The following is a 24,486-nucleotide window of genomic DNA, read 5'->3' as shown; positions in this document are numbered from 1 at the left end:
ATAAAACCCGCTTTAGACGTATATTCACAATGATGAAAAAAATACTGATGAATCAATATTTATCCTTTTATTAATGAACTATATACTGCCTCAAAGCGATACTTTTTTTAAGAAAGACAACCAATATTGCGGCCAATCCATGAAATTTATAAATCTTATAATCTTCGTATAAAACTTCAAAAGCACGTTTTAAACTGGTACTCATGCCTCCCATCCTCATTTTCACGATATAGGCATCGATGTAACTCATATTAATTTTGTGCTTGTACAAATAGCGAAGCAAAAACTCGGTATCTGATGCTATTTTAAAATCAAGATTGTATAAGCCATGTTTATCAATTACAGCTTTCTTTAAATAAACCGTTGGGTGCAGCGGCAGCCAGCCTTTTTTTACTCTTTTAAGGCTAAAAACGCCTCCTATTCTATCGCGGATCAAACGTTCTTCTTTATCATTTGAAACATAAATTCCGTCGCCGTAAACGCCCTCTATATTGGAGTCGTATTCAAAACGAGCCGCAATTCTTGAAATCGCTTTTCTATCATAAAATTCATCATCAGAATGCATTAAACCAATTACATCTCCAGTCGCTAATTGAAACCCTTTGTTTATCGCATCGTACATCCCTTTATCAGGTTCTGAAATATATTTGGAGATTCTATCTGTATAAGATTCTATAATCTCTTGTGTTCCGTCTTTAGAATTACCATCAATAATGATATATTCGATATCATGGTAATTTTGTGAAAGCACACTTTGGATTGCTTTTTCAATTGTGCCTTTACGATTGTAACACACTGTAATTATGGTAATTTTCATATAATTATATTTTAAAATAAAAATGTTACATAATTTCCATATAAAACTAAAACAAAAGATTTCTATTAAAAAAAGTTCTCGATGAACCGCCTCAATTGTCGTTAAAACCCTTAAAAACTAAAGTTTTAACTTAAAAATCCCTGCATTAGTTTCCTTAATAAGGAAATTGTGAAAACGAAGGCTTTGCCTGATTTAGCAATAATTGGTCAAAATAACTGATGGTAGAAACCAAACCTTCACGTAATTGTATTTTCGGTTCCCAGCCATTTAGCTTATTATAAGCCAGAGAAATATCCGGCTGTCTTTGTTTGGGATCATCCTGCGGTAAACCAAGATGAATGATTTTTGATGTTGATCCTGTCAATTCAATAATTGCCTCAGCTAGTTCAAGCATTGTAAATTCATTTGGGTTTCCTAGATTTACCGGACCTAAAAAATCACGATCTGAAGCCATCATTCTAATCATGCCTTCGACTAAATCATCAACATATTGAAACGAACGGGTTTGTAAACCGTCTCCAAAAATGGTAATATCTTTTCCCTGCAAAGCCTGAACAATAAAATTAGAAACAACCCTTCCGTCTGCCGGATTCATATTTGGCCCATAAGTATTAAAAATTCTGATGATTTTAATCGCAACTTTATTTTGATTATGATAATCCATAAATAAAGTCTCGGCGCAGCGTTTTCCTTCATCATAACAAGAGCGAATCCCTATTGGGTTTACGTGCCCCCAATAGCTTTCGGTTTGAGGATGTACAAGAGGATCACCGTATACTTCACTCGTGCTGGCCTGCAGCACTTTGGCTTTGACGCGTTTTGCTAATCCCAACACATTAATTGCTCCCATAACAGACGTTTTTATGGTCTTTATCGGATTGTATTGATAATGTACCGGAGATGCCGGACAAGCCAGATTGTAAATCTCATCTACCTCAGCATAATAAGGTTCTGTTATGTCGTGACGCACCATTTCAAAATACGGGTTATCAATTAAATCAATAATATTCGATTTGGTTCCGGTAAAGTAATTGTCCAGACAGATTACTTCGTTTCCTTCGTTCAATAATCTTTTACATAAATGTGAACCTACAAATCCGGCTCCTCCCGTTATCAATATTCTTTTCATATTAATTCTTGTTTTTGATTAAATCAATTTTTGTTTGAATTTGAAAAAAGTAATGTGACTTAAAACGTGCCAGATAAAATCCTTCTTTTCCATCTAAAAAGCCCAGCTTTAAAAAGTAAGCTCCAAAAAAATAAACCGCAGGAAGTAATCCTGTATTAAGAAGTCCGTATTTAATTTTTTGATTTAAGGATAACAGCGTGTTCTCAGATTTCTTAATTTGTAAATATCTCTGGGCTTCCCAACTAGAATAAGCATTGTGTTTGTCTATATAATGCTCCAGATTTTTAAAATCTTTATGCACAACTTTTGCTTTGATAATGCCTACTTTGCCTTCGATTATGGGATGTTCATGTACTTCCATATCTAAATGGCTCCATAAGTCCTCGTCGATTTTTTCGTAAGCCCCTTTTGATTTCTTAAAAAGTGCCGATTTTTGAAACCCATATCCATACTTGAGTTTTCTTCCCATAAAATAGTTTTCAAAACGTATCGTGAAACCGTTATATACGGGATCTTGAATTTTATGTTCTATTTCGTTGACAAATTCGTCGGTAACAAATTCATCGGCATCGAGAAACAAAATCCATTCGTTGAGAAGATTTGCATTCTGCAGTGCCCAATTTCGTTTTTTAGGGAATTTACCATTCCATTGAAATTGCAGTACTTCGGCTCCCATGGCTTTTGCAATAATTATGGTATCATCAGTACTGCCTGAATCCACAACAATTATTTGGGAAAATCGCTTTAATTTATCCATACAAGAGGGTAAATTTTGAGCTTCGTTTTTGACAGAAACGATTACGGAAATTGGAATTTTATTCAAAGCTTCTAAATTTTATTAATTTGGAAGGATTTCCTCCTACTATAGAATTTTCCTCAACATCTTTAATAACTACTGAACGGGCGGCTACAACAGAATAATTTTCTACCGATACGCCGGGTGCAATAAAAGCATCGGCAGCAATCCATACGCCGTTTCCTATTGTGATTGGTTTTAATATTAAAGGAAAATCTTTTTTAGTATAATCATGAGTAGAGGCACATAAATACGCTTTTTGTGATATTATGGTATTATCACCAATGCTTATTTTCCCCTGATTATAACAATCGACCTGAGGCCCTAAACTGGAATTTTTGCCCAATTCTAAATTCCACGGAGCCCATACTTTTACTGAAGCATACACATGTGCCGACCATTCTATTTTTGCACCAAAACATTTTAGCACCAAAACTCTCCATGTTTTAAATAACCGGGAGGCAAACGGGCGAAAGAAAATTAGTCGTACAAAATTCCAGATCAATCTTGAAATTTTGTTTTTTAAGCTAAAAGAATGACTATAAGTAGATAAATCCAAAATCGTATTAATTAAGTATTTTTTTATACAAGTCGTTCATTTGATTTGCAACAGCTTTAATTTCATATTTTTCTGCTACAAGTTTTCTTCCTTTTCTGCCCATATTTTGCAGTTCATCAGCAGCGGTATTAAGTACCTGCGTAATGATTTTTTCGAGATTTGAAACAGATAAACTTATCCACCAGCCGCATTCGTGTATTTCTAAATCTTCCCAAGGTGTGTCTTGTGTTGTTATTACAGGAACTCCTAATGCCAGAGCTTCTGCTACTACGATCCCGAAATTTTCACTATGTGTTGGCAGTACCATTACATCGGCAGATCGTAAAAAGTCCCATTTATCATTACCATATTTTGCTCCTACAAAATTTACATTTTTTAGGTCTTTAGCACTTCTACTTAAATGTGTTATATAATTTTCATCGCCATTTCCTGCAATTTCAAGCAGCCATCCGTTAGTATTGCAATGGCGCCAGGCTTCTAGCAGCAATTCAATTCCTTTTTTAGGATGAATTCTGGATATAAATACCATTTTTTTTGTTCCGAAATGTTCTTTAATCCCTTTAATATCGTTCAAATCAATACCATTCGGAATTATGGAAATGGGAGGTTTAAATCCTAAATACTGAATATTTAGTGCTTCCATTTCGGCAGTTGTGTGTAAAAATGTAACTCTTTGAATGGCTTTTTTTTGATATAAAAACAATCCTATTCTTTTCTTCCAGGGATTGTGAGCCATTATCCAGGGTTCTAACATTCCGTGTGGAGACAGGATTACTTTAATGCCTTCTTCCTGAGCTATTTTTTGAAAACCCCAGTTTTGCGGACTCCAAATACCATTGATATGAACGATATCCGGTTTTTCTGCCAGTAAAAAGATTCTAAACTCTTCAAGCATATCAAACCATCTCAAAATACCGCCTTCAAAAAATTTAATTCTAATACCCGGAATATCTATAGGATGAGCTGTTTTTTTTGTTGCCACCACTATTTCCATATGTTTTGATAAAGCCGTGCTTAATAATCGCATATATTCTGTAGTTCCGCCGCCGCCCTTATCAATTCCCGCAATAAAATGGATTACTTTCATACAATTTGATTAATTTCTTTGTAAATAACTTCGACAGCATCAAGGAAATATTCTGTAGTAAATTTTTGCGACTGGGTAAAAGATCTTTCAGTCGTTTCAGTTTGCTGAAGTCTGCTTAATTTCAACACTTTTTCGATTGTTTTTGCGCCTTCCTCTTTCCATTGCTGCCACTGTGCAGGATCTGCTGGTTTTTTATCGATATAAAAAGCGGCCATTCCGCCTACTTCGTTCATTGGAGGTTTATTGGTCGTAATTACCGGACATCCAGAAGCCATTGCTTCAATAATAGGCCAGCCAAAACCTTCATCTAATGACGGAAACAATAAACAAATTGCTCCGGAATAAGCATTATTAACATGTTCATCTGATAGATTTGTGATGAAATGAATATCGCCTTTAAAAGGTGATTTCTTATACAGGATAGTTAATTCTTCTGATGGTTTTTCGCCAATCAAAACCAAGGGGATTTTTGTATTGTATAACTTTCTCCAGGTTTCGTAAATCTCCAAAACACCCTGACGATTTTTATAATATTGATTGCCGCCAATGTGCATGATATAACCCTGGGATAAAAGTATATTGAACTTTGTTTCTAATAAATCTCGCGAGGATTCTCTTGGCAGGGAAAAAAAAGGACGGCTCAAACCATTATAACATACTTTTGAATTTGCAATTTCTCCCAAATGCAGTTGGTGTAAATCTTGTCGGGTTTTTTTTGAAATTGAAATAAAATTTTTCCCTTTTGAAAAACCTTTTCTGATATAAATTTGATACAGCTTTCCAGTAAATGATGCCGGATTTTCCGGTATCATTCCCAATGCCGATTTTAAAGCTAAAAAATCATGGCAATGCACAACATGTTTTCTGTTTTTTACCAGCGGAACCCACGGACCAAGTGCCTGATCTGCAAACACAAAAAGGGTATCTTTTGAGGAATTGCGTAATTTTAGTTTTACTTCTAATGGAAATACAAAATACTGATCCAAATAGCCCAGCCATTTTTTAAAGGATTTCATTATGGGTAGTTTATAAAATCTTGCTTTAGGGCTCCAGACTGCTACTTCGTGTCCTCTTTCTTTCATTCCGTTCAGCAGCATATTAGCATAGCGCGGCATACTTTGATGACCTGTAAAGGAAGGATGCGTAAAAAGGACAATTTTCATCATACAGTTTTCAAATTGATGTTTATACCGGCCAGTAATAAACCCGCAGCAATCACGGCGCAGCCCAGCATACTTGGCTGAGCCCATTGCCCTTGAGTGATTAAAAATAAGGCTGTTCCGCAAAATGTTAGGGGAAGCAGTTTATAATTTCCGGGTAATTTTATAGAACTGTAAAAAAGTCCAAATGCTAAAACTAATCTCAAAACGACAAGGCCGCCTCCTAAAATAAGTCCCTGCTCGCCGCCAACGCGATTTAATTCACCTTCTGAAACTAAAAATTTTCTTTGGCCTGTTAACAGCTGTGCTCCAGCATTGGTTCCCATTCCTAAATTCCCTTCAAATAAAGGGGCTTTTAATAATGTCGTGATAGGTTCTGTAAATCCGTTTATGGTTCTCATAACAATAGATCCCCCTTCCTGGCCTTTTGCAGTATCCACACGGCTCATAAAAACCTGAGTGCCTAAATTAAAAATGGAGGTTGTTTTTTGTAAAACCGTAAACAGAATAAGAATGACTATAACTGTAGAGATTAACCTTATTACTGATTTTATACTGGTTGCAGATCCTGCAAATGCAAAAAAGCCAACTAATAAAACACCTAATACGGCTGTTCTGCTCACAGTTAACGGTAAAGCAATTATTAAGGCGACAGTGCTGGAAATAAGCAGAATTTTAGAACAGGCTTCTTTTGAAAGCCAAAAATAAAATACAAATACAGAAACCAAAATATAGTACGCCGATAATCCTGTTGTAAATGAAAAAGTTCCAGATGGTCTGAAATAGCCCATTGCGCCATCAAAACCCGCGCTTCCTTCTCCGCCTAAACCGGTATTAATATAAGCAGTCTGCGGACTTGTAAATTGGAGATAAATAATCAGGGTCATTAAAATATTGATAGCCAGCATGACACGTCCCATTTTAAGAACATCTTCTTTCTTAAAAACAGCTCCGATAATAAAAATCAACGGAAAATGAATCAGCATAATTCTTGCTCCATAAAGGCCTACAAAAAGATTTCCGTGTCCGAAAGTGAGCGTAATGGCTAAACCTAATAATGTAAAAATGGCGCTTAAAACTACGTAGCCATTTATAAATTTTACATCTAAATAAAAAGCTCTTATGATGATGAAAATAGCAATTGGATCACGCACAATCAATAGCGGTGTGGCCAGACTTGGCAGAATCCATTTGCGGAGAGCGCCTTCAAAAACCCACAGTAAAAAATACAGCCAAATGGCTATTTTTAAGGTTTTATAAGATTGTTCTAAATCTTGTTCTTTTGGGGTGTCCATTTTTCTAATTGTTTACAAAATCTTTTAATGAAGAAAGTGCATCCGCCATTTCTTTTCCATAAACTGACCACGGTCTGGTTTGTGCTTTGTTTTGAGCGGCAAATCCAAATTGTTCTAATATTTCCGGTTTTTCGAGTATTTGAGTAATCACTTCTTTTATGGCTTTTGAAGATCCGGCGGGAACAATCCATCCGTCTTTTCCGTGTTCTATCAAATCCGGACCTGCTGTACGATTGGTTGTAATAACCGGTATTCCCTGCGACATTGCTTCGGTAATTACGAGGCCAAAACCTTCAAAAAGGGAAGGAAAGACAAATACGTCATGTTCGTACATACAATCTAAAACCTGATCGTGAGATAATGACGGAATCCAGTTGTGTTTTTCTAAGGCTTGATTTAACGCATCACAATTTGATACTGCTTTATGTCCCACAATTGTCAACTCAACTTTATCCTGCATTTTTTCGACTGCATCAAATAAATAAGATATTCCTTTTCGCTGCGATAAACCTCCAATAAATAAAATTTTAAGTTTTCGATCTAAAAGAGGCTCGTAGTATTTTTTTCTTGTAACTGCCGGAAAACCGTATGGGATTACTTTTATTTCGGGCAGGTTTCCTTTATAATCTTCCAATGTTTTTTTGGTAAAACTGCTGGCAACGAAAATTACATTAGCCAAAGCTAATTCCTGATCTTTTTTATTCAGTTTATCCTGTGAATCATTGAAACCTATAAGTGTACTTGACCAAGCGGGGTTAACGTCAAATTCTTTCTGCATTAATAACCTTGCGCTTTTCCAATACCCAATTGGTAAATCGTAAATGCAGTAAAGACCTAATTGTTTCGCTGTTTTAAACGTAGATAAAGCTCCGTCTTCATACGCATAAACTCCTAAAAGGCCTTCTTTTTTTAATTCAACTAAATTATCAGCAACCCATTTGTCATGTTTTTGATATACTTTGTCGATACAAAAAAAGCCTTTTTCATGTGTTATTAAAAAATCTAATTTGAATTTTGAAGTTAGTAAACGTCCAAACTCAAAAAAGGATTTTGATCGTGTGTATGGCTGCCATGCTGTATCTAAACTTCTTCTTTTTAAATCTTTTAGTTTTGGATTATTTCCAAGCTTAAATAATAACTGTCCGGGAAATATGGCAATTGAGGTAAACAATTTAAAAAGTTGCTGCTCTTTCAGCAAACCTGTTACCAGATTTTTTGAATTCGCATTTAAAGTTGGATGTGACACCAATAACTTCATACTGCAGAAATTGAATTAATAAACTGCGCAGCAATAGCATTTAAGTCCGAAACCTCAACGTTTTGAGGCGTTATATTCAGATTGTTTTTTTCGTATTTAATGATCTGCGGAATTATATATTGTCCTTTTGTTGGAGTCCAATTGCGGGAAACACAAATCGTATTGATTTGATGTTCTTTATAAGCGGCAAAAACACCGCTTTTTTCTGTTTGGAAATAGGGCGTTGTCGAAATTCCAAAATCGCTGTCTCTCAAAACCTGCGATATTACTTTTTCTGGTTGTACGCCAAGAATTTCATAACTAATATTATAATTGTCCAAGATGGCTGTGTATTTAATCAGCTCCGGGCCATTTTTACCGATAAAAACAAATTTTATAGGTTTTTCAAACTTCTCTGAATTACTGCTTAAATCTTTAATAAAATCTTCAAAAGGAGCTCCGTTATGAATCGTGCCAAACAAAACAAACTGAGCAAATTCTATTGGTTCTTTTTTCTCTGCTGTTAACGGTATATTACCGCAAATGGGTAAAACTTCTGCTTTGATATTTTGAGATTGAAGAAAGAACTGGTATAGTTTATTTTGGGTATTTATGGAATGTGTTTTTGTATTGTGAACTATTTTTTTGGCGATTACCTGCTGCAATTTTCCAATCCATTTGTGTTTTATGGAAGATTCAATATCAATCCCCAGCCATAATTCATGAAACATGATATGCCATTTATGATTTCCCCTAATTTTTTTTAAGTAAGAAGGAAGCCAGAAAGGCAATCCTTTTGGGTTGAAACTGTAGGGAACGTATTGTAACGAAATCCAATCTGGTTCAAAATCTTTTAGGATTTTTTGCAGCCAAATTAAACGTTGATCGTTAGGTGCTGCAACCGGAATTCTATGTACTATTACAGCAGTTTCTTCTACAACCTGACTTTCACTGGTAAAAGAAACAGCCTGATGATCGCATAAAGACAAAATCTGTGCATCGTGGCCGGATTTTATAAGTTTACCACATAAGCGGCGGGTATAATCGCCTACACCATCGTTACCAATTTCTGCAGAGCCGCAAATGAAGAGTATTTCCATTTCGTGATTTAATTATTGAATTTTATAGGGAGAGGTCTTTTAGTTTCTCGTCAGTCAATCTGATCTAATTTCAGTACAAAAGGGATTAGTTTTTTGTTATAATTGTTTTCAGGTATTTTGATGTACGATAGGTTTTTTTAACACTTTTATCAATAAAATTGACAACGGGAAATAATCTGGGATAATGGTTCCTGACTAAATGCAGGAACTTTTCAATGCCTTTTTTTCCGCGCCAGCTTCCATTTATTAAATGAATAGCGTAGGATCTTCTGTCTAAATAAATAGAATTTCCTACCAGTATATTGGCCGGAAGAATCAGCATATTCTCTCTTAAAACCTGTTCTTTGTTTTGATAAGTATAGCCGTATTTTTCGGCAACCGGGGTTATTACAGAACCTATTATAACTTTTTTCAAATTCATAGTTCCGTCATCACCAAATAACTGCAGATTTTTATATTGTTCTAAACAATCTTTGACATACGGATGATTGGGTACCGATGCAAAAATTGCTCCCTGAACTGCAAAACCTGTAATAGTTTCTCCGTTTACAGGCAGATAAGAAGCATTTAACTGCTTAAGTCCTCCTGCATCTTCAAACAATCCGGGATGTATTTCGTGAGCGCTGAAAAAGTCGTAGTCAAACCATGTTTCTTTAAATGGCTTCAATATTTTAACATCTGAATCCAGATATAAACCACCCTCGGTATATAAGGCATATAAACGAACGTAATCTGCCGCAAAAGCCCATTTTTTTGCCTGAAAGGCCTCTTTTACAAAAGGAATTGAATCAAAATCAAAACTATCTTTATTCCATATTCGTATTTCAAATTCAGGCAGGTGAATTTTCCAGGTAGCCATACATTCTTTTATAAATGGAGTATAATCTTCACCACTAAACCAGCAAATATGAATTGTTTTTGGAATCATAATTTTCTTTTATCCGTTTTAAAAAAATTTACACTTTATAAAATCTTCCAATAACTTTGGCTATTTTAATGCCTATTAATTTTCGTGTAATTTCCCATTTAGAATGTGCCAATATGGGATCACTGCAATATTTCCAATAAATAACATCTGAATTTCTAGGGATTTTTCCCTGAAAGGCTCTTAATAAATGGTGTGCTTTCCATGGTTTTGGGCTTCCCATTCCGTGGGACATTGTTGAATCACCTTCAGAAAAACCCATTCCTTCTTTTCCAATATAACTTACAGGATCATTATAAACTTCAATCGCCACATTTAAAGCATCCTGATCTGGTTTATCAAAAATCTGGAATCCTTCTCTTTTTAAAACCGTTGAATTGTAGGATTGATTTAAAAAAATGGAATTTTCCAACCCTCCTATTGCAGGTCCCATAAGTTCCTGCATCTGAACCCATAAATTTAAAAATGAGCTGTTTTTTTTAAGAAGTCCAACAAAACCGGCGTTTACATAAATGGCGTTTTTGAAGTGTAAATCGATGTGGTAGTGTTTGTAATAATTTTTCCAGCCTTGCCGCCGGGGATGAAATTCCTGCAAAGGTGAATTAACATCTTCGCAAAGTGCTACACCACAGTTTATCCATTGTTCGTAACAGGCCCATGAATCATTTATCACAATATCCGGGTCAAAATAAAACATTGCGTCTGCTTCTTTTGCGGGGCCTTCCCAGAGTTCCAGCATAAAATCCGGCTTGTAGTTTGCCATATTATAGTTGGTCACTATTGGCAGAAAAATCAGTTTTATGTCCTGTACCGGAGTTAAGATAATGGCTTCTTTCCATTTACCAATTGTTTCCTTTTCGCCTCTTAATACCCATTTGGGCAATCTGCCTCGATAACCTACATAAACATTGCCTCTAAATCCATTTTGATATAGTGAATTAGAAAGTGCAGCTACACCAAAATGGTAGTGACCCTCGAAAATAGTGCAAACCGCTGCATTCATATAGTACTATAAATTTAAGATGCGTTTAAGTCTTCTTGTAACACGTTTTGATTGATTCCTGATATAGGTAATGCAAAATAAATCAGAGCTTTGAACTTTATACAAACTCATCATTCGTTCTTTATCAGTCTGACTGGAATACATTAATTCATCTATCGATTCTGTTCCCAGACGGCCTCTTCCGGAATAATGCAAATGGCTAATAGGCACATTTAAAGCTCGAAAAGAAGATTGCTTATTGACAACTATTTTAGATTCTTCAGACAATTGGGAATACCAAATTTTGTATGAATCTGTGTTTTGTTTGTATCCGCCCTGAATGGCGTGAATTAAATCTAAACTATTAGTATAATCTCCAGACCATGAACTGAGCCAGCTGTATGGAGGTTTGCATAAATTGAGTAATTTCCAATCTCCCAATAATGAAGCAATATGCAATAAAGACTGGTCGTGTTTTTTGGGAATTTCAGGATTTTGTTTGAACCATTCTACAGCGGTGTTCATATCGGTAATCATTTTTGAACTTTTTCTCACCAGTATGTGTCCGGCTGTAATGGCAGAATTTAAACTATCCTTTCCAAATTTTTCTTTTACTTTTTCGGGCTGCAAATAATTGTGTATGCCGCAGGTCGTGTATTCTGTATCAGCATGAACTAAATCATGACCGTTTGCAAACTCAAACAAACGTTCCCAATTCATTAGCGCCACGATATCATTATCTGTATAAATAAATTCATCCCAATCTGAAAAGAATGCTAAAAAGCGGTACAAAAATCCCATTGGGCATTCTGTTAAAACACTTCTCAGGTTTTTTATAAAACTTCTGGCTTCTTCCGGAAAATCTTCAACAGTTAAAAATTCAACTTCCTTTAAAATATAGGGAGCATTTACTTTTTCTCCTCCAAAATGAATTAATCGAATTGGCAATGTACAACCGCTTTTTCTAATGGAATAAATTAGGTTTTCGCTGTACCACTGACTTTTTAAATTGGCCACTAAAACAATACCTTTTTTCATCTATATCGGTTTATAAGCTTAAATGCCATTTATAATTTTTCTGCCACATTTTATGACGAACCGGCCCAGTATAATGTCGAACGGCCATTTGTTTTGGAGTGAACAAATACGAAAAATCAAATTGATCACCTGAATCTAAAATGAAGGTTTTAGGTGTTAAAGGCATATAGGAATTATTTTTTAGCAAATGATGGTAAACGGTTTGTTCGCTAAAATATTCGTAAGTGAAATTATAGGTTTTAAAAAAGTCTAAAGATTTTTTTATATGCTTAAAAGCTGTATTAGCAAAAATAAAACCGGAGTTTACCTGATAAATCTGCTCTGAATTTTGGGCTTTATAACGACTGTCTAAACAGCCCCAGCTTACATCTGGCATATACCAGCCATTTGCTGCGGGTTTTTCTGTTAGTATTAATTTTAAAACATTGGCATGCTCATAAAACAAAATATCTGAATCTATGAATAGTGTTGGTTTTTCTATTGGATGATTTAAATAGTAAAACAGTTTTTTGCCTAATGGATATTTTTTAGCATAATCGATTAAGTAGTTTTCATAAGGTTCTAATTCTTCTTTACAGAAACCTTTTAAGGATTCTATTTCGCTCCAGTCGAGTCCTTCGGCAACTTTGAGGAAATCAAAATTGCTTTCGAGTTGGTTTATTTGTGCCTGAGTATGAGAACCATCTGAATAAAGTGTCCATTTCATTGGTTTGCCTACATAGCGAATAAAAGATAAAACAGACAAGACCTGCTCGTGAAAATCATTGAAGGATGAGAAACTGGCAACCTCCATTTCAATAGTTTTTTTTTTACTGACCTGGTTTACCAAATGATATAATCCTATTGCTACTTTTCTGGCAAACTTTTTACGATTTACTTTGCCTTTTGCGATGGTTATTTTTTTGGTAAGTCCTCCTTGACCCGGTAATTTATTCATGTTTTTTTGCTGTAATTATTACTGAAAAACTAAATAGATAATTTACTATTAATGAAAGAAATTGGTTAAAAATGCTGTAGTACAGAATGCCTCGGAGCTTTGTTAAATCCCAAATAAAATAAGCTAATATGACGGTGCCTAAATTAAGTGCAATTACAAATATTGGGTTTAAAAAATGCCCTCTGCTGCCTATTAAATTACCGCTCATTGCAGCGATCAATCCGATGCAGTTGGATAACATAATTAAAAAAAGTTCAGACGATAGGGAACTGTAAGATGCTCCTAAGAGCCATAACATTTGAGCAGGAAATAAAAATACGATGAGCATAATAAAACCTGCTGCCAAAAAAAGAATTAACTGAAAAAATAAAAAATACCTTAAAAGGATTTCTTTATCATCTGCCAATCTCGAAAACCGGGGTAAAAATAAAGTACCTGATATTGTGGTAAAAAAAGCCATGAGTGCCGCGAACCTGCCCAAAGCTCCTATACTTGCCAAATCAGTTGAATTGCCAAAAACAGATAATATCCAAATTACGATTTGTCCTGATAGCGCATAAAATATAATATTGGGCAGGATGCGGGTTACAATTTTTAGTATTTCTTTACGAATTATGGGATCTGGCTTTTGGTTACTGTCTACAAACTTTTTATTGATTATTTTCAGTTTAGAATTACCATATATCTGCGGAATTCCAGAAGCCAAAATAAGGACGAATGTCCAGGGAAAAATAAATATCGTTAAGATCACTAATAACAATCGTCCAAAACCAACTCGTAATTGATTTTTTTGTAAACTCGATATATCCTGATGTAACTTGGGTGTTATTTCTAATAAAGAATCTGATAAGGCTGCATAAAAAGCCGGAATCAAAGACAAAAAAATTAAAACTGCCGATAACCAGCTTGCATTGTTTTTTAATAATAGATAAAGGATTATGGGGGTAGAAACTGCTAAAGCGATCAGCGCAAATTTCTTTCTTAAATTTAAACCAGTAGCCAGGACTTCGCCCAGTTTTTTAGGATCTTTCCATACTTTACCGCTCAGCGCCATGACCCCGTTTGAAATACCAGAATCGGTAAACATTACTAAAGTTCCTAACATGGTATTGGCGAGCGTGTATAAGGCGTATTCCTGAACAGGCAGCATTCTGACAATTAATATCCCGGAAACAAATCCGATTAATTTCAGGATTACTTCTGTACTTCCTACAATCGAAATTAATTTTATAAAATTTAGACTTTTATCGAAATGCTGGTGCTGTTTTATTTTATCTAATGACCAGTTCATTTTCTACTTTTAATTTAGCACTAAAAGAATTATTCTTTCCTATTCCTTTCACCTGAAAACCTATTGCTGCTAATTTTTTAAAATCAAGAATATTACGGCCATCAAATAGAAAAGCGGGTTTGTACATGTTATTATAAATACTTTCCCAATCGTACGTTTTAAATTCATCCCATTCCGTCAATACAGCAACTGCATGAGCCTGATCGAGCGCATCCGTGGCTGTTTTGTAAACGAAAATTTGATTTAATTTTGATTTAATTTTTTCTTCTGAAAGTCCTTTCAATTCCCATAAATAGCGCATATCGGCTTTTATTTTTTCTTCAGAAACTTTGGGATCGTAAACATGAATTTCTGCTCCGTCTTCTATTAAATGTTCTGCTACATAAATCGCTGCAGATTCTCTGGTGTCATTGGTGTCTTTTTTGAAAGCCCAGCCTAAAAAAGTTATCTTTTTTCCGCTTACGGTATTAAAAAGTGAGCAGATAATATTCTTGGCAAAACGGTATTTTTGATAATCATTGAGAATAATAATCTGTTCCCAATAATTGGCCACTTCAGGGAGATTAAAATAACGGCATAAATACACTAAGTTTAAAATATCTTTTTGAAAACAAGATCCTCCAAATCCAACCGAAGCTTTAAGAAACTTAGAGCCAATTCTACTGTCCGTTCCTATAGCTGCAGCAACCTCATCAACATCGGCTTCTGTGGCTTCACACAAAGCAGATAATGCATTAATAGACGAAATTCTCTGCGCTAAAAATGCGTTGGCTGTTAGTTTTGATAATTCTGAAGACCACACATTTGTAGTTAAAATTTGTTTCGGCGAAAGCCAATGTGCATAAATATCAACCAAAGACTGTATCGCTTTTTGACCGCTTTCGGTTTGGTTTCCTCCAATTAAAACACGGTCGGCATTAAATAAATCTTCGATAGCAGTTCCTTCGGCTAAAAACTCCGGATTAGAAAGCACTTCAAATTTTACACCGTTGCCGGTATGATCTAAAATAGTCTGCAAGGTTTGAGCTGTTCGAACGGGAAGCGTTGATTTTTCGACTATAATTTTATCATTTTTAGCTATTCTGGCTATTTGTCTGGCACATAACTCGACAAATTTTAAATCTGCCGCCATTCCCTTTCCTTCTCCGTATGTTTTTGTTGGTGTATTTACGGCTATAAAAATCATATCTGCAGCTTCAATTGCCGCATCAACATCGGTTGAAAAAAATAAATTACGGCCTCTTGCTTCACGAACGACATCTGCAAGTCCGGGTTCATAAACGGGAAGTTTATCTAAATTTTCTTCATTCCATGCCAAAATACGATCTGTATTTAAATCTACAACTGTTACTTTAATTTCGGGACATTTCAATGCTATAACAGACATTGTAGGCCCTCCAACGTAACCGGCACCTAAGCAGCAAATATTTTTGATTTTCATTTAAATGCGTTTTTCATGAGGAATAAAAATTTGTTCTCCTTTTATTCGAAATAATTTAAGATCGTATATCCGAATTCTTTTAAATGCTGTTCTTTCTCCATCAGTTTTAAATCAGACTGCATCATTTCTTTTACCAATGATTCTAAATCGTATTTGCATTTCCAGCCGAGTTTGGTTCTGGCTTTTGTGGGATCGCCTACCAGTAAATCTACTTCTGTGGGTCTGAAATAATTAGCATCGACGGCTAATACTTCTGTACCAAGCGGAATTTGATAATCCGGGTTACTGCAATATTTTATAAGGCCTTTTTCTTCTATGCCTTTTCCTTTAAATTCTAATTCAATACCAACTTCGGCAAAACTCATTCGTACAAATTCACGAACTCTTGTCGTTTTTCCTGTAGCAATTACCCAGTCTTCCGGTTCATCAGCCTGCAGAATCATCCACATCATTTGCACATAATCTTTTGCATGTCCCCAGTCGCGCTGCGCATCCAGGTTTCCTAAGTATAATTTATCCTGCAGTCCTAAAGCTATTCTTGCAGTTGCTCTGGTAATTTTGCGTGTTACAAAAGTTTCGCCGCGAATGGGTGATTCGTGATTAAATAATATCCCATTGCAGGCATACATTCCGTAAGCTTCTCTGTAATTTACAGTAATCCAATATGCGTACATTTTCGCTACTGCATATGGCGAACGCGGATAAAATGGCGTTGTTTCTGATTGTGGAACTTCCTGTACTTTACCGTACAATTCTGAGGTTGATGCCTGATAAATTTTTGTCTTTTTTTCTAACCCCAATAACCGAACAGCATCCAAAAGTCTTAAGGTTCCTAAACCATCTGCATTTCCTGTATATTCCGGAGTTTCAAATGAAACGGCTACATGACTCATGGCCGCCAGATTATAGATTTCATCGGGTTGAATTTCCTGAATGATACGGGTTAAATTAGTGCTGTCAGTCATATCACCATAATGCAGAATAAAATTTCTGTTTTCTACATAAGGGTCCTGGTATAAATGATCAATTCGATCTGTATTAAATAAAGAAGTACGTCTTTTTAATCCGTGTACGATATAGCCTTTTTCTAATAAAAATTCACTTAAATAGGCTCCGTCTTGTCCTGTAACTCCTGTAATTAGGGCTGTTTTTTTCAATGGATTCATAATCTGATTGTAAGGCACAAAGGCATTATGCTGCAAAGTCGCAAATTTTGTAAAGTCGTAACGATAAAGGGGTTTGGGGTAATTTGAAGGGCAAAAGATCAGTAAACCTTTTGTTTGAAATTTTCAATGTTTTCTAAAAACCAAGTGTAGGTTTTTTGTATTCCTTCTTCGAGTTCTGTTTGGTGTTTCCATCCAATGCTGTGCATTTTAGAAACATCCATTAATTTTCGTGGTGTGCCATCAGGTTTGGTATCATCCCAAAGAACATCTCCGGTATGGCCTACAATTTTTTGTACTGTTGCTGCCAGTTCCTTAATGGTTAAATCTTTTCCGGTCCCAATATTATACAAATGCTCCGGAAGTTCGTTTTCTAAAGCAAAAACGACTGCTTCTGCCATATCATCTACAAATAGAAATTCTCGCATGGGTGTTCCCGTTCCCCAGAGAATTACTACGGCATTGTTGTTTTCTTTGGCTTCATGAAACTTGCGAATCATAGCGGGTAAAACATGTGAACTGTTTAAATCAAAATTGTCGTGAGTACCGTATAAGTTAGTTGGCATCATGCTGACAAAATCTTTTTCGAATTGTCTGCGTATGGCTTCGCATAATTTTACTCCGGTAATTTTTGCCAAAGCGTACCATTCATTAGTGGGTTCTAAAGGAGCTGTTAGCAAATATTCTTCTTTTAATGGCTGCGGCGCTAATTTTGGATAAATACAGGAACTTCCTAAAAAAATTAATTTATCTACTGCCAAACGATGCGCTTCATTAATAAGATTGTTTTGAATCTGCATGTTTTCTATCAAAAAATCGTATGGAAAATCATTATTTGCCTGGATTCCTCCCACTTTTGCGGCAGCATCTATAATAACATCAGGTTTTGTTTTTCTGATAAAATCCCGAACTGCTTTTTGCTTTCTTAAATCTAATTCTCTGCTTGAAGCTCCAATAAGATTCGTGTAGCCTTTTGCAGTCAGCGTTCTCCAAATGGCGCTTCCCACCATTCCGTTATGTCCGGCAATATATATTATGGATTTTTTATTGATCATAGTGTAAATTTTATTTTACAGCAGCGGAGAAGCAATCGATTCTAATTGCTGATAAACTTGTTTTACTTCCTGAGAATTTTCCTTTTGCAAAACCATTAAAGCATCGGTGGTATAGATCAAAATGCAATTTTTAACGCCGATAAAAGTAGTATGCAGTGAAGTTCCTATAACAATATTTCTGTTGGCATCAATGGGATGTCCTTTTTGAACCAAATAATCATAAACCGATTCAAAAGAACCTAAATCTGACCAGCCAAAATGAGCGGGAACGACTTTAATGTCTTTACTTCGTTCCATGACCGCATAATCAATGCTTATAGAAGGAATTTTTAGTGACAATTCATAGCTTAAAAAGCCATTTGTATTGTTTTCCCAAGCTATTTTTGAAGCTTTGTAAACTTCGGGTTCCTGCTTTTCTAGTTCTGCCAAAAACTTTCCGGCTTTGAAACAAAAAAGTCCGCTGTTCCAGAAATATTTTTTGTTTTTAAGATAAATCATTGCCGTTTCAAAATCAGGTTTTTCGTGAAATGCGATTACATTTTCATTCTCGAATTCAATATAACCGTAACCTGTTTCCGGTTTAGTGGGTTCTATGCCAAAGGTTACCAAATATTCCTGATTAGCTAATACAATTGCCCGCCATAAAGCATTATTGTATAAATCACTGCCTTCTATAATATGGTCTGAGGGGGTTATCAATAAAATATCATCAGGTTTTGAGGCAAATGCGGCAAATGCAATTGCTGCGGCTGTATTACGGGGAACGGCTTCTACAATATGAGTAAAATGTTTATTTAATTTAGACATAATCGCATTAGTCATTTTGTAATTTTCGATATTTCCAACCACTATAATTTTAGTAGAAACATTTTCGTTACGAGCCACTGTTTTTTCAAAAAGTGATTGTCCGTCAAAAAGTTCAAGATATTGTTTTGGAAGTGTTTTTCTGGAAAGAGGCCATAATCTGCTGCCAATTCCGCCGGTTAAAACTACATGAGTAATAGTGGTACTAATTGCCATTAGAATGTATTAAAATTTCTTTTTGATATACTTCATGACGAAGATTAGTACTCGAAAAACGATGGTCTCTGGTATTAAAATACAACTCGATTCCTTTTTCTTCACAATAGGTTCTTCCTGTAAAATCTTTCTCTTTATATTCATCGCCCAGAATGCGCATATCAATAGTAAAAGATTTTAGAATATCTTCTAAATCCTGTTCTGTAGCATAAGGTACAATTTCATCAACAAATTTACACGCCTTTAACTGTATGTATCTTTCGACAACAGTTTGTGTTGGTTTGTTTTTTGTCGGGCGGTCTAACGTTGGATCAGTCTGTAGGCCAACAATTAAATAATCACAATTTTGTTTCGCTTCTTCAAGCATTTTTACGTGCCCCGCATGTAGCAAGTCAAAAGCACTAAAGGTTATTCCAATTTTCATCTTTTTAATGTTTTAAATTAAATAATCAGTTTATTAATGGAGTAATGATTTGTGAAAAAATATTGTGAACCTGTTTACTGGGGTTTTGGCGCTATTTTTTAAATATTAAAAAAAGGGTTCCCCGTGAATAGTTACATTTGTACTACTCAAAAAAAGTAAAAAATAAAGGGTAAAAAACTAAAAAAATGTGTTTTTTTGACTGCTTTAAAAAGATTAAAATCTGTTATCTAAAACAGAAAATTAAAATCCATAATAGCAATCTAAACACAATAATAATTTAAGATAAAATTATGATAATGAAGCTGATAAGAAATTACTTTTTTGTAACTAAATGTCCTAAATAAGGAAAAATTAGCATTAAAACCTTAAATAATTTTAGTCCCTCCGAATTAAATTTACATCCTATATTTATACTGAAATATTGTTTCACACAGATTAATCTTTAACAACTATTAACAGTTATTCCGAAAGACTATTTTCAGATAAAATAAAATATCAATACAGCTTACCTTATTTTAAAACTGATTTACAATTACTATAAATAAATTAAGAATTATGAAGTGGTATGTAGTATATACAAAACCTAAATGGGAAAAAAGAGCAGCCGAACAATTAACGAAGTATAACATTAATTGTTACTGCCCCTTGATTAAAAAAACGCAGCAAAGATCAGATAGAAAAGTAAAGGTAGAAGTACCTTTATTTAATAATTACATCTTTGTTCAAATACCTGAAAAAGACAGAAATATGGTGTTTTACTCTCCCGGAGTGGTTCGATATTTATTTTGGTTAGGAAGACACGCAATTGTGAAAGACCAGGAAATCGAGACGATAAAAGAATGGCTTGATTGTGGAGATACTGCTAAAGAAATATCTGTTATGCAGTACCAGATTGGAGATAAAATACATTTGAATTCCGGGCCTTTTTGTGATCAGAATGCCGTAATAAAAGACATTACAAAAACGCATTATGTTTTAATTTTAGAATCTTTGGGATATGTTTTAAAAGTAAAACATAAATAATAGCATAAATTAAAATAGAGTTCCTATATGTGAACTCTTTTTTTATGAAAATATTAATTGCTCAATCTGAAAATTTCACTTTTTTTGATTCCTAAAATTTTAACCAGCTTATCCAGCTTTGATAATTTTAGGTCAATCATTCCATTTTCAATTTTCTCGTATTTTTTTACACTTATTTCCATCTGAATGGCTACATATTCAGGAGTATGATTATTTTGCAGCCGATACTCTTTTATTCTTAAGTAGTAATTTTCCATAACCTTAATTTTTAATTATTTATTTTATCTATTTAAGCTTCGTTACTGTTTTCCAGATACTTTATCTGGTTGTCTCATTAAAAAAAATCGAAACATCGAATTTAAAAATGAACTCAATTGATACCTCTAAAACTTTTGAAATTTCAATTAATTTAGATACTGTTAAATCAACATCACCTCTTTCAATTTTACCATAACCGCTGGTACTCATTTTTAGTTCAGCTGCTACAAACTCTCTGGTTAAATTTTTTAATTCTCTTATTTTTCTAATATTTTCGTATACACTATATTTCATAAAACAAAAAAATATAAATAATCCTTATTTTGAAATTACTATTGCACCTTAAAAAATACAATAGAGTGACAATCTGTTTTTTATTATACTTTGTAAAAAAACTACTATTTTATAATAACTGTTTAATTATTAATAAAGAATAAAGCCAAATGATCGTTTTTATTTAGTATTCTTTTTAAATCGTGGTTAAAAATATATATTGTTTTCAGTATATAATAATAAATCTGTTCAACGGATTTTAAAATCCGATAAAATACAATTTGCAGCCTTTTAGAGCTATCATATTGATATGAAAAGAGCAAAAAAACTTCTCAAAAAAATGCGCAGCCCAGCATTATCAGCCATTTTATAGTACTGATTATGTAAGATTTATAACAGGATTTTATGTGTTAAGAGGCAAGAAAACTGTATTAGTGACAATCTCAAATTGAAGAATAAAAAAAGGTTCAGATTAAGTTTAATTAATCTGAACCTCTTACTTGTATGCTTTATATTTTTTAGATAAATGATTTATCTAATCTTATCTATTTTTATTGCGTCACCAAAAGCTGCGGATACGGATTTGGTGTTGTATTAATTATTACGGTCGGCACACCCACTTTTACATTTACTAATAATTTACTTAACGTAGGATTTGCCGATAATGTAGAGTTTACATAGATCGCAGAAGAATCATAATATAAGTTCGACGGTTTTGCTACCACTACATTTCCTGCAACTGTTGAATTTAGTATGTAATGAAAAGTCGAATTGTACACTACAGGCGCAAACATATTAGAGCTGTCTGAAAATTTACATCCTTCAATATAAGTAATCATAGCATTTAAAGTTGCCGCTGACGAACTGTTATTATAAAAGTTAGAGCTGTATATCGAAATTGAATTACTATTTATTACGCTTGCTCCGGTATAATTACTAAAATCACAATTGGCAATTACAGGATAATTTTGCGCTCCCATGTCTAAAGCGGTCTGACCTCTGTCAAACTTACAGTCTACCCAGGCATTTAAATTATTTGGTCGGGTTGCCTTCATTGACATTGCCGTAGTACAATTTATAAACTGACTTTTGTAATACATGGTTTTGTCGACATAACTCGATGTGTTATAATCACCTGCGTATGGTAATAATGGCTCTTGAAAAAAGCCTCTGGTACAATTAACAAAACCTAAATACTCAAAAAAGTTATTATCAAGTCCCATAATTTGATACAGGTGAATTCCGTTAGTCTGATCTCTAAAAGTAATAAACCTTAAATTTGCATAAGCAATTTGACCAATTCCAACACCATTTCTTTTACCTCCATATATACCCACACTTCCACCTTGCAGTGTTAAATAGGCCAAAATAAAATTAGTATCCGTTCCTGTATCTAATGTAATTAAAGGGAAATCATCTTTTAGACCTACAATTACCGTTTTTCCGGTTCCTTGTCCTATTATACCATGATTTCCGTCAAGATGAACGTTTAAGGTACCGCCTATATAGAATATTCCTTCCGGTAATTCTGCAATTCCTTTTGTATCAATAAGATTTTGAATATAGGCTCTTTGATCTGCTTTTCCGGTTCTTTCTGTTTTCCAGTTTGGTCCCAGCGGGTCTGGTAATGTTTCCCAGGCAGTTCTTGCCCACGGTGTATATTTTGTTCCTAAAATAGTATTGCTGATAGCAGATACAACTGCTGTATTTGTAATGGTACTGGTTTGCTCTGCTCCGTTATATTTTATAGCATTGCTTTTGTCTAAATTCCCCAGTAAATCAAAACCTGTAACAGTTCCGCTTCCTCTTTTGTATGCCCCTTCTCCATCAATTAAAAACATATTGGTTCTGGCCGATATCACATCATTTGACGTACGCAGGTATTTATTTAAGAAGAATACATTTTGAGCATCAATATCATAAGATCCTGTTTGAACAGCAGAATAAGCGTTCCCTCCGCCAAAATCGGTAATCTTTAAATTACCCATATTTTTAGCTGTAAACATCGCTTTTGTACCTTGTCCGTTTAGATTCCATCCTTCGCTGTCAACCCCAACAAAAGTAGCCGATTGTAATCCGGCAATATCTGTAGCGTCGCCTGCAGGAGTTAAATAATTAGAATGCAAGTTAACGTTTCCATAGCTAGGCGTTGTGGTATTCCCTTTCATTATTAATTGATTGGAAATAGACTGCGCCTGATGTTTTATGATCTTATTATTTCTGAAATAACCCGATGCACTGCAGTCAAATTTAATCTGTCCGCCAATATTAATCAGCTCATTATTATCTAATTTTGCTCCGGTTGCATTGATATAAACGTATCTTAAAGTTTTAAGAACGCAATTTGTTATGGGCGTACCCGGTTCAAAAGTAACCGTACGGTCTACAAATGAAAGTTGTTCTATGTGTACATTGGTACTTCCTGCAGCTATTTTAATATTAGATACTTTAGATAATGTTGGATGTCCATATAATCTTTGGTTACTTTTCATCACAAGATCTACTCCCGAATAATCTCCTTTTTCTAAACGAACAGCACCATATTGATCTAAAGCAGCCTGAAGTGTTCCTTTTTGCGCAAGAGGCAGTAAATGAGCCTCAAAATATTTAATTTCTTCTATTTGATTGTTTACGCCTGTTGGTGGCTCCGGAACGGTAACCGGAGCTTCTTCAAGAGCATATTGATAGTTTTGTGAAAAAACCGCTGTTGAAAAGAGTAAAAAAAATATTAGCTTTTTCATTGTCCCGATATAATATAGGAATTTGTGCCTGTTTTTCTAAGAAATCCAAATCTTACGTTTCCAGCCGCACTGGTAAACTTTGCACTTCCACTTGCCGTATAGTTTATTGTTACGCCAGAAGATGCCAGTATGGTTAATACCGCACCATTATGAGCTTCTAAATTAATAGTATCTCCAACTAACATACTCGTAAAATTAGATGTCAATGTTAAAGTAGATGTTGCAGTACACTCTATTGTATTATTTACATCTGTTGTAGTAATATTTCTGGAAGATGTAAATGGAATAATTGCCGCTCTTGGGGTTGTTGTAGCTGTACCTACTAATCTTTCGGCTGTTTTTGCATGTAATGCATAAGGAACACTCAAAAGCTGTGTAGTTCCCATAATATTATAATTAGCTCCACCGCTTACATCAACTTGTGTTTCTATAAAGTACGGGCCTTTTTCCCAGGCAATTGCACTAAAAGTTCCAGTAGTAATGTTTCCTGTTCCTATTTCAAGAGAAACCAAACCATTATTGTTTGTAGTCGCAGAATGTGTTTCCTGATAAACAATAGTTCCCGTTGCACTGCTTTGATGTACAATAACTCTTAGGCTTATTCGTGAGTTAGCAACCAAGTCATTATTCTGTGAACGAATAATGGCCTGATAACTCATTTTTTCTGGTGATTGTGCATATAACTTAAGTGTAACAGTCACAAATAATAATAGTATGGTAAGCGCAGATTTCATT

General features: G+C 34.6%; 24 protein-coding genes. 1 reads left to right on the top strand and 23 read right to left on the bottom strand.

Translation table 11 applies throughout. The features are described 5' to 3' along the window. Nucleotides 1-70: 70 nt before the first annotated feature. The 19 genes from ASD98_RS08770 to ASD98_RS08680 all read right to left on the bottom strand — a co-directional run bounded on the left by ASD98_RS08770 (nt 71) and on the right by ASD98_RS08680 (nt 19,456). Nucleotides 71-817 (bottom strand): glycosyltransferase family 2 protein, encoded by a 747-nt coding sequence (locus tag ASD98_RS08770; protein ID WP_056202896.1) that lies wholly within the window; start codon nt 815-817, stop codon nt 71-73. A 154-nt stretch (nt 818-971) separates the two neighbouring features. Beyond that, the gene (locus tag ASD98_RS08765; RefSeq protein ID WP_199866278.1) at nt 972-1,946 is read right to left on the bottom strand and encodes a UDP-glucuronic acid decarboxylase family protein; all 975 of its coding nucleotides are present in this window, start codon (nt 1,944-1,946) and stop codon (nt 972-974) included. A 1-nt stretch (nt 1,947) separates the two neighbouring features. Continuing rightward, on the bottom strand, nt 1,948-2,769 hold the full coding sequence (locus ASD98_RS08760) for a glycosyltransferase family 2 protein (protein ID WP_082577815.1): 822 nt from the start codon (nt 2,767-2,769) through the stop codon (nt 1,948-1,950). Then, a complete protein-coding gene (locus ASD98_RS08755) occupies nt 2,762-3,172 on the bottom strand; it encodes a putative colanic acid biosynthesis acetyltransferase (RefSeq protein WP_242412093.1) in 411 nt (136 codons plus the stop codon). Before ASD98_RS08755 ends, ASD98_RS08760 begins: the two co-directional genes overlap by 8 nt. A gap of 136 nt (nt 3,173-3,308) precedes the next feature. After that, nucleotides 3,309-4,388 carry a glycosyltransferase gene (locus tag ASD98_RS08750; RefSeq protein WP_056202887.1) on the bottom strand — a complete coding sequence of 360 codons (1,080 nt, stop codon included), beginning with the start codon at nt 4,386-4,388 and terminating at the stop codon, nt 3,309-3,311. Beyond that, entirely contained in the window at nt 4,385-5,554 is a 1,170-nt protein-coding gene (locus ASD98_RS08745) for a glycosyltransferase family 1 protein (protein ID WP_157849148.1), read from the bottom strand. Before ASD98_RS08745 ends, ASD98_RS08750 begins: the two co-directional genes overlap by 4 nt. Then, on the bottom strand, nt 5,551-6,843 hold the full coding sequence (locus ASD98_RS08740) for a hypothetical protein (protein ID WP_056202881.1): 1,293 nt from the start codon (nt 6,841-6,843) through the stop codon (nt 5,551-5,553). Before ASD98_RS08740 ends, ASD98_RS08745 begins: the two co-directional genes overlap by 4 nt. A 4-nt stretch (nt 6,844-6,847) precedes the next feature. Beyond that, the gene (locus ASD98_RS08735) at nt 6,848-8,101 is read right to left on the bottom strand and encodes a glycosyltransferase family 4 protein (RefSeq protein WP_056202878.1); all 1,254 of its coding nucleotides are present in this window, start codon (nt 8,099-8,101) and stop codon (nt 6,848-6,850) included. Next, nucleotides 8,098-9,180 carry a hypothetical protein gene (locus tag ASD98_RS08730; protein ID WP_056202875.1) on the bottom strand — a complete coding sequence of 361 codons (1,083 nt, stop codon included), beginning with the start codon at nt 9,178-9,180 and terminating at the stop codon, nt 8,098-8,100. The genes ASD98_RS08735 and ASD98_RS08730 overlap by 4 nt, the downstream gene beginning before the upstream one ends. An 85-nt stretch (nt 9,181-9,265) precedes the next feature. Next, a complete protein-coding gene (locus ASD98_RS08725; RefSeq protein WP_056202871.1) occupies nt 9,266-10,108 on the bottom strand; it encodes a glycosyltransferase family 32 protein in 843 nt (280 codons plus the stop codon). Between the two features lie 28 nt (nt 10,109-10,136). Further along, nucleotides 10,137-11,108, bottom strand: a complete 972-nt coding sequence (locus ASD98_RS08720) for a hypothetical protein (protein WP_056202868.1) — start codon at nt 11,106-11,108, stop codon at nt 10,137-10,139. 6 nt (nt 11,109-11,114) lie between these two features. Beyond that, nucleotides 11,115-12,125 (bottom strand): hypothetical protein, encoded by a 1,011-nt coding sequence (locus ASD98_RS08715; RefSeq protein WP_056202865.1) that lies wholly within the window; start codon nt 12,123-12,125, stop codon nt 11,115-11,117. 10 nt (nt 12,126-12,135) lie between these two features. After that, nucleotides 12,136-13,062, bottom strand: a complete 927-nt coding sequence (locus ASD98_RS08710) for a hypothetical protein (protein ID WP_056202862.1) — start codon at nt 13,060-13,062, stop codon at nt 12,136-12,138. Then, nucleotides 13,055-14,353, bottom strand: a complete 1,299-nt coding sequence (locus tag ASD98_RS08705) for a hypothetical protein (RefSeq protein WP_056202859.1) — start codon at nt 14,351-14,353, stop codon at nt 13,055-13,057. The genes ASD98_RS08710 and ASD98_RS08705 overlap by 8 nt, the downstream gene beginning before the upstream one ends. Then, nucleotides 14,334-15,794 (bottom strand): UDP-glucose 6-dehydrogenase, encoded by a 1,461-nt coding sequence (locus ASD98_RS08700; protein WP_056202856.1) that lies wholly within the window; start codon nt 15,792-15,794, stop codon nt 14,334-14,336. Before ASD98_RS08700 ends, ASD98_RS08705 begins: the two co-directional genes overlap by 20 nt. 41 nt (nt 15,795-15,835) lie before the next feature. After that, nucleotides 15,836-16,960 carry a GDP-mannose 4,6-dehydratase gene (gene gmd, locus ASD98_RS08695; protein ID WP_056202852.1) on the bottom strand — a complete coding sequence of 375 codons (1,125 nt, stop codon included), beginning with the start codon at nt 16,958-16,960 and terminating at the stop codon, nt 15,836-15,838. A gap of 98 nt (nt 16,961-17,058) precedes the next feature. Beyond that, a complete protein-coding gene (locus ASD98_RS08690) occupies nt 17,059-18,012 on the bottom strand; it encodes a GDP-L-fucose synthase (protein ID WP_056202847.1) in 954 nt (317 codons plus the stop codon). A 15-nt stretch (nt 18,013-18,027) separates the two neighbouring features. After that, a complete protein-coding gene (locus tag ASD98_RS08685; protein WP_056202843.1) occupies nt 18,028-19,032 on the bottom strand; it encodes a mannose-1-phosphate guanylyltransferase in 1,005 nt (334 codons plus the stop codon). Further along, nucleotides 19,022-19,456 (bottom strand): adenylyltransferase/cytidyltransferase family protein, encoded by a 435-nt coding sequence (locus tag ASD98_RS08680; protein WP_056202839.1) that lies wholly within the window; start codon nt 19,454-19,456, stop codon nt 19,022-19,024. Before ASD98_RS08680 ends, ASD98_RS08685 begins: the two co-directional genes overlap by 11 nt. 555 nt (nt 19,457-20,011) lie before the next feature. Between ASD98_RS08680 and ASD98_RS08675 the strand changes: the two genes are divergently transcribed. Beyond that, nucleotides 20,012-20,479 (top strand): UpxY family transcription antiterminator, encoded by a 468-nt coding sequence (locus ASD98_RS08675; protein WP_056202836.1) that lies wholly within the window; start codon nt 20,012-20,014, stop codon nt 20,477-20,479. Between the two features lie 53 nt (nt 20,480-20,532). Here ASD98_RS08675 and ASD98_RS08670 read toward each other — a convergent pair whose 3' ends face one another. From ASD98_RS08670 to ASD98_RS08655, 4 genes are all read right to left on the bottom strand, one after another. Beyond that, nucleotides 20,533-20,736, bottom strand: coding sequence for a helix-turn-helix transcriptional regulator (locus tag ASD98_RS08670; protein ID WP_053470230.1), 204 nt, complete (start codon nt 20,734-20,736; stop codon nt 20,533-20,535). Between the two features lie 61 nt (nt 20,737-20,797). Beyond that, nucleotides 20,798-21,031: a helix-turn-helix transcriptional regulator gene (locus ASD98_RS08665; protein ID WP_056202833.1), complete on the bottom strand. Its 234-nt coding sequence runs from the start codon at nt 21,029-21,031 to the stop codon at nt 20,798-20,800. 530 nt (nt 21,032-21,561) lie between these two features. Beyond that, complete coding sequence (locus ASD98_RS08660; RefSeq protein WP_056202829.1) at nt 21,562-23,751, bottom strand: hypothetical protein; 2,190 nt, start codon at nt 23,749-23,751, stop codon at nt 21,562-21,564. Then, on the bottom strand, nt 23,748-24,485 hold the full coding sequence (locus ASD98_RS08655; RefSeq protein WP_056202826.1) for a hypothetical protein: 738 nt from the start codon (nt 24,483-24,485) through the stop codon (nt 23,748-23,750). Before ASD98_RS08655 ends, ASD98_RS08660 begins: the two co-directional genes overlap by 4 nt. Nucleotide 24,486: the final 1 nt, after the last annotated feature.

The sequence above is a fragment of the Flavobacterium sp. Root186 genome (genome assembly GCF_001428525.1).
GTDB lineage: Bacteria > Bacteroidota > Bacteroidia > Flavobacteriales > Flavobacteriaceae > Flavobacterium.
Note: the sequence above shows the minus strand (reverse complement) of the source record. Positions and strands in the feature narration are given on the sequence as shown.

Bases quoted from the DNA above. Each gene is read 5' to 3' on its own strand.
- ASD98_RS08770 (WP_056202896.1), bottom strand. From the start codon at position 817: ATGAAAATTACCATAATTACAGTGTGTTACAATCGTAAAGGCACAATT.
- ASD98_RS08765 (WP_199866278.1), bottom strand. From the start codon at position 1,946: ATGAAAAGAATATTGATAACGGGAGGAGCCGGATTTGTAGGTTCACAT.
- ASD98_RS08750 (WP_056202887.1), bottom strand. From the start codon at position 4,388: ATGAAAGTAATCCATTTTATTGCGGGAATTGATAAGGGCGGCGGCGGA.
- ASD98_RS08745 (WP_157849148.1), bottom strand. From the start codon at position 5,554: ATGATGAAAATTGTCCTTTTTACGCATCCTTCCTTTACAGGTCATCAA.
- ASD98_RS08740 (WP_056202881.1), bottom strand. From the start codon at position 6,843: ATGGACACCCCAAAAGAACAAGATTTAGAACAATCTTATAAAACCTTA.
- ASD98_RS08735 (WP_056202878.1), bottom strand. From the start codon at position 8,101: ATGAAGTTATTGGTGTCACATCCAACTTTAAATGCGAATTCAAAAAAT.
- ASD98_RS08730 (WP_056202875.1), bottom strand. From the start codon at position 9,180: ATGGAAATACTCTTCATTTGCGGCTCTGCAGAAATTGGTAACGATGGT.
- ASD98_RS08725 (WP_056202871.1), bottom strand. From the start codon at position 10,108: ATGATTCCAAAAACAATTCATATTTGCTGGTTTAGTGGTGAAGATTAT.
- ASD98_RS08720 (WP_056202868.1), bottom strand. From the start codon at position 11,108: ATGAATGCAGCGGTTTGCACTATTTTCGAGGGTCACTACCATTTTGGT.
- ASD98_RS08715 (WP_056202865.1), bottom strand. From the start codon at position 12,125: ATGAAAAAAGGTATTGTTTTAGTGGCCAATTTAAAAAGTCAGTGGTAC.
- ASD98_RS08710 (WP_056202862.1), bottom strand. From the start codon at position 13,062: ATGAATAAATTACCGGGTCAAGGAGGACTTACCAAAAAAATAACCATC.
- ASD98_RS08705 (WP_056202859.1), bottom strand. From the start codon at position 14,353: ATGAACTGGTCATTAGATAAAATAAAACAGCACCAGCATTTCGATAAA.
- ASD98_RS08700 (WP_056202856.1), bottom strand. From the start codon at position 15,794: ATGAAAATCAAAAATATTTGCTGCTTAGGTGCCGGTTACGTTGGAGGG.
- gmd (WP_056202852.1), bottom strand. From the start codon at position 16,960: ATGAATCCATTGAAAAAAACAGCCCTAATTACAGGAGTTACAGGACAA.
- ASD98_RS08690 (WP_056202847.1), bottom strand. From the start codon at position 18,012: ATGATCAATAAAAAATCCATAATATATATTGCCGGACATAACGGAATG.
- ASD98_RS08685 (WP_056202843.1), bottom strand. From the start codon at position 19,032: ATGGCAATTAGTACCACTATTACTCATGTAGTTTTAACCGGCGGAATT.
- ASD98_RS08680 (WP_056202839.1), bottom strand. From the start codon at position 19,456: ATGAAAATTGGAATAACCTTTAGTGCTTTTGACTTGCTACATGCGGGG.
- ASD98_RS08675 (WP_056202836.1), top strand. From the start codon at position 20,012: ATGAAGTGGTATGTAGTATATACAAAACCTAAATGGGAAAAAAGAGCA.
- ASD98_RS08670 (WP_053470230.1), bottom strand. From the start codon at position 20,736: ATGGAAAATTACTACTTAAGAATAAAAGAGTATCGGCTGCAAAATAAT.
- ASD98_RS08665 (WP_056202833.1), bottom strand. From the start codon at position 21,031: ATGAAATATAGTGTATACGAAAATATTAGAAAAATAAGAGAATTAAAA.
- ASD98_RS08660 (WP_056202829.1), bottom strand. From the start codon at position 23,751: ATGAAAAAGCTAATATTTTTTTTACTCTTTTCAACAGCGGTTTTTTCA.
- ASD98_RS08655 (WP_056202826.1), bottom strand. From the start codon at position 24,485: ATGAAATCTGCGCTTACCATACTATTATTATTTGTGACTGTTACACTT.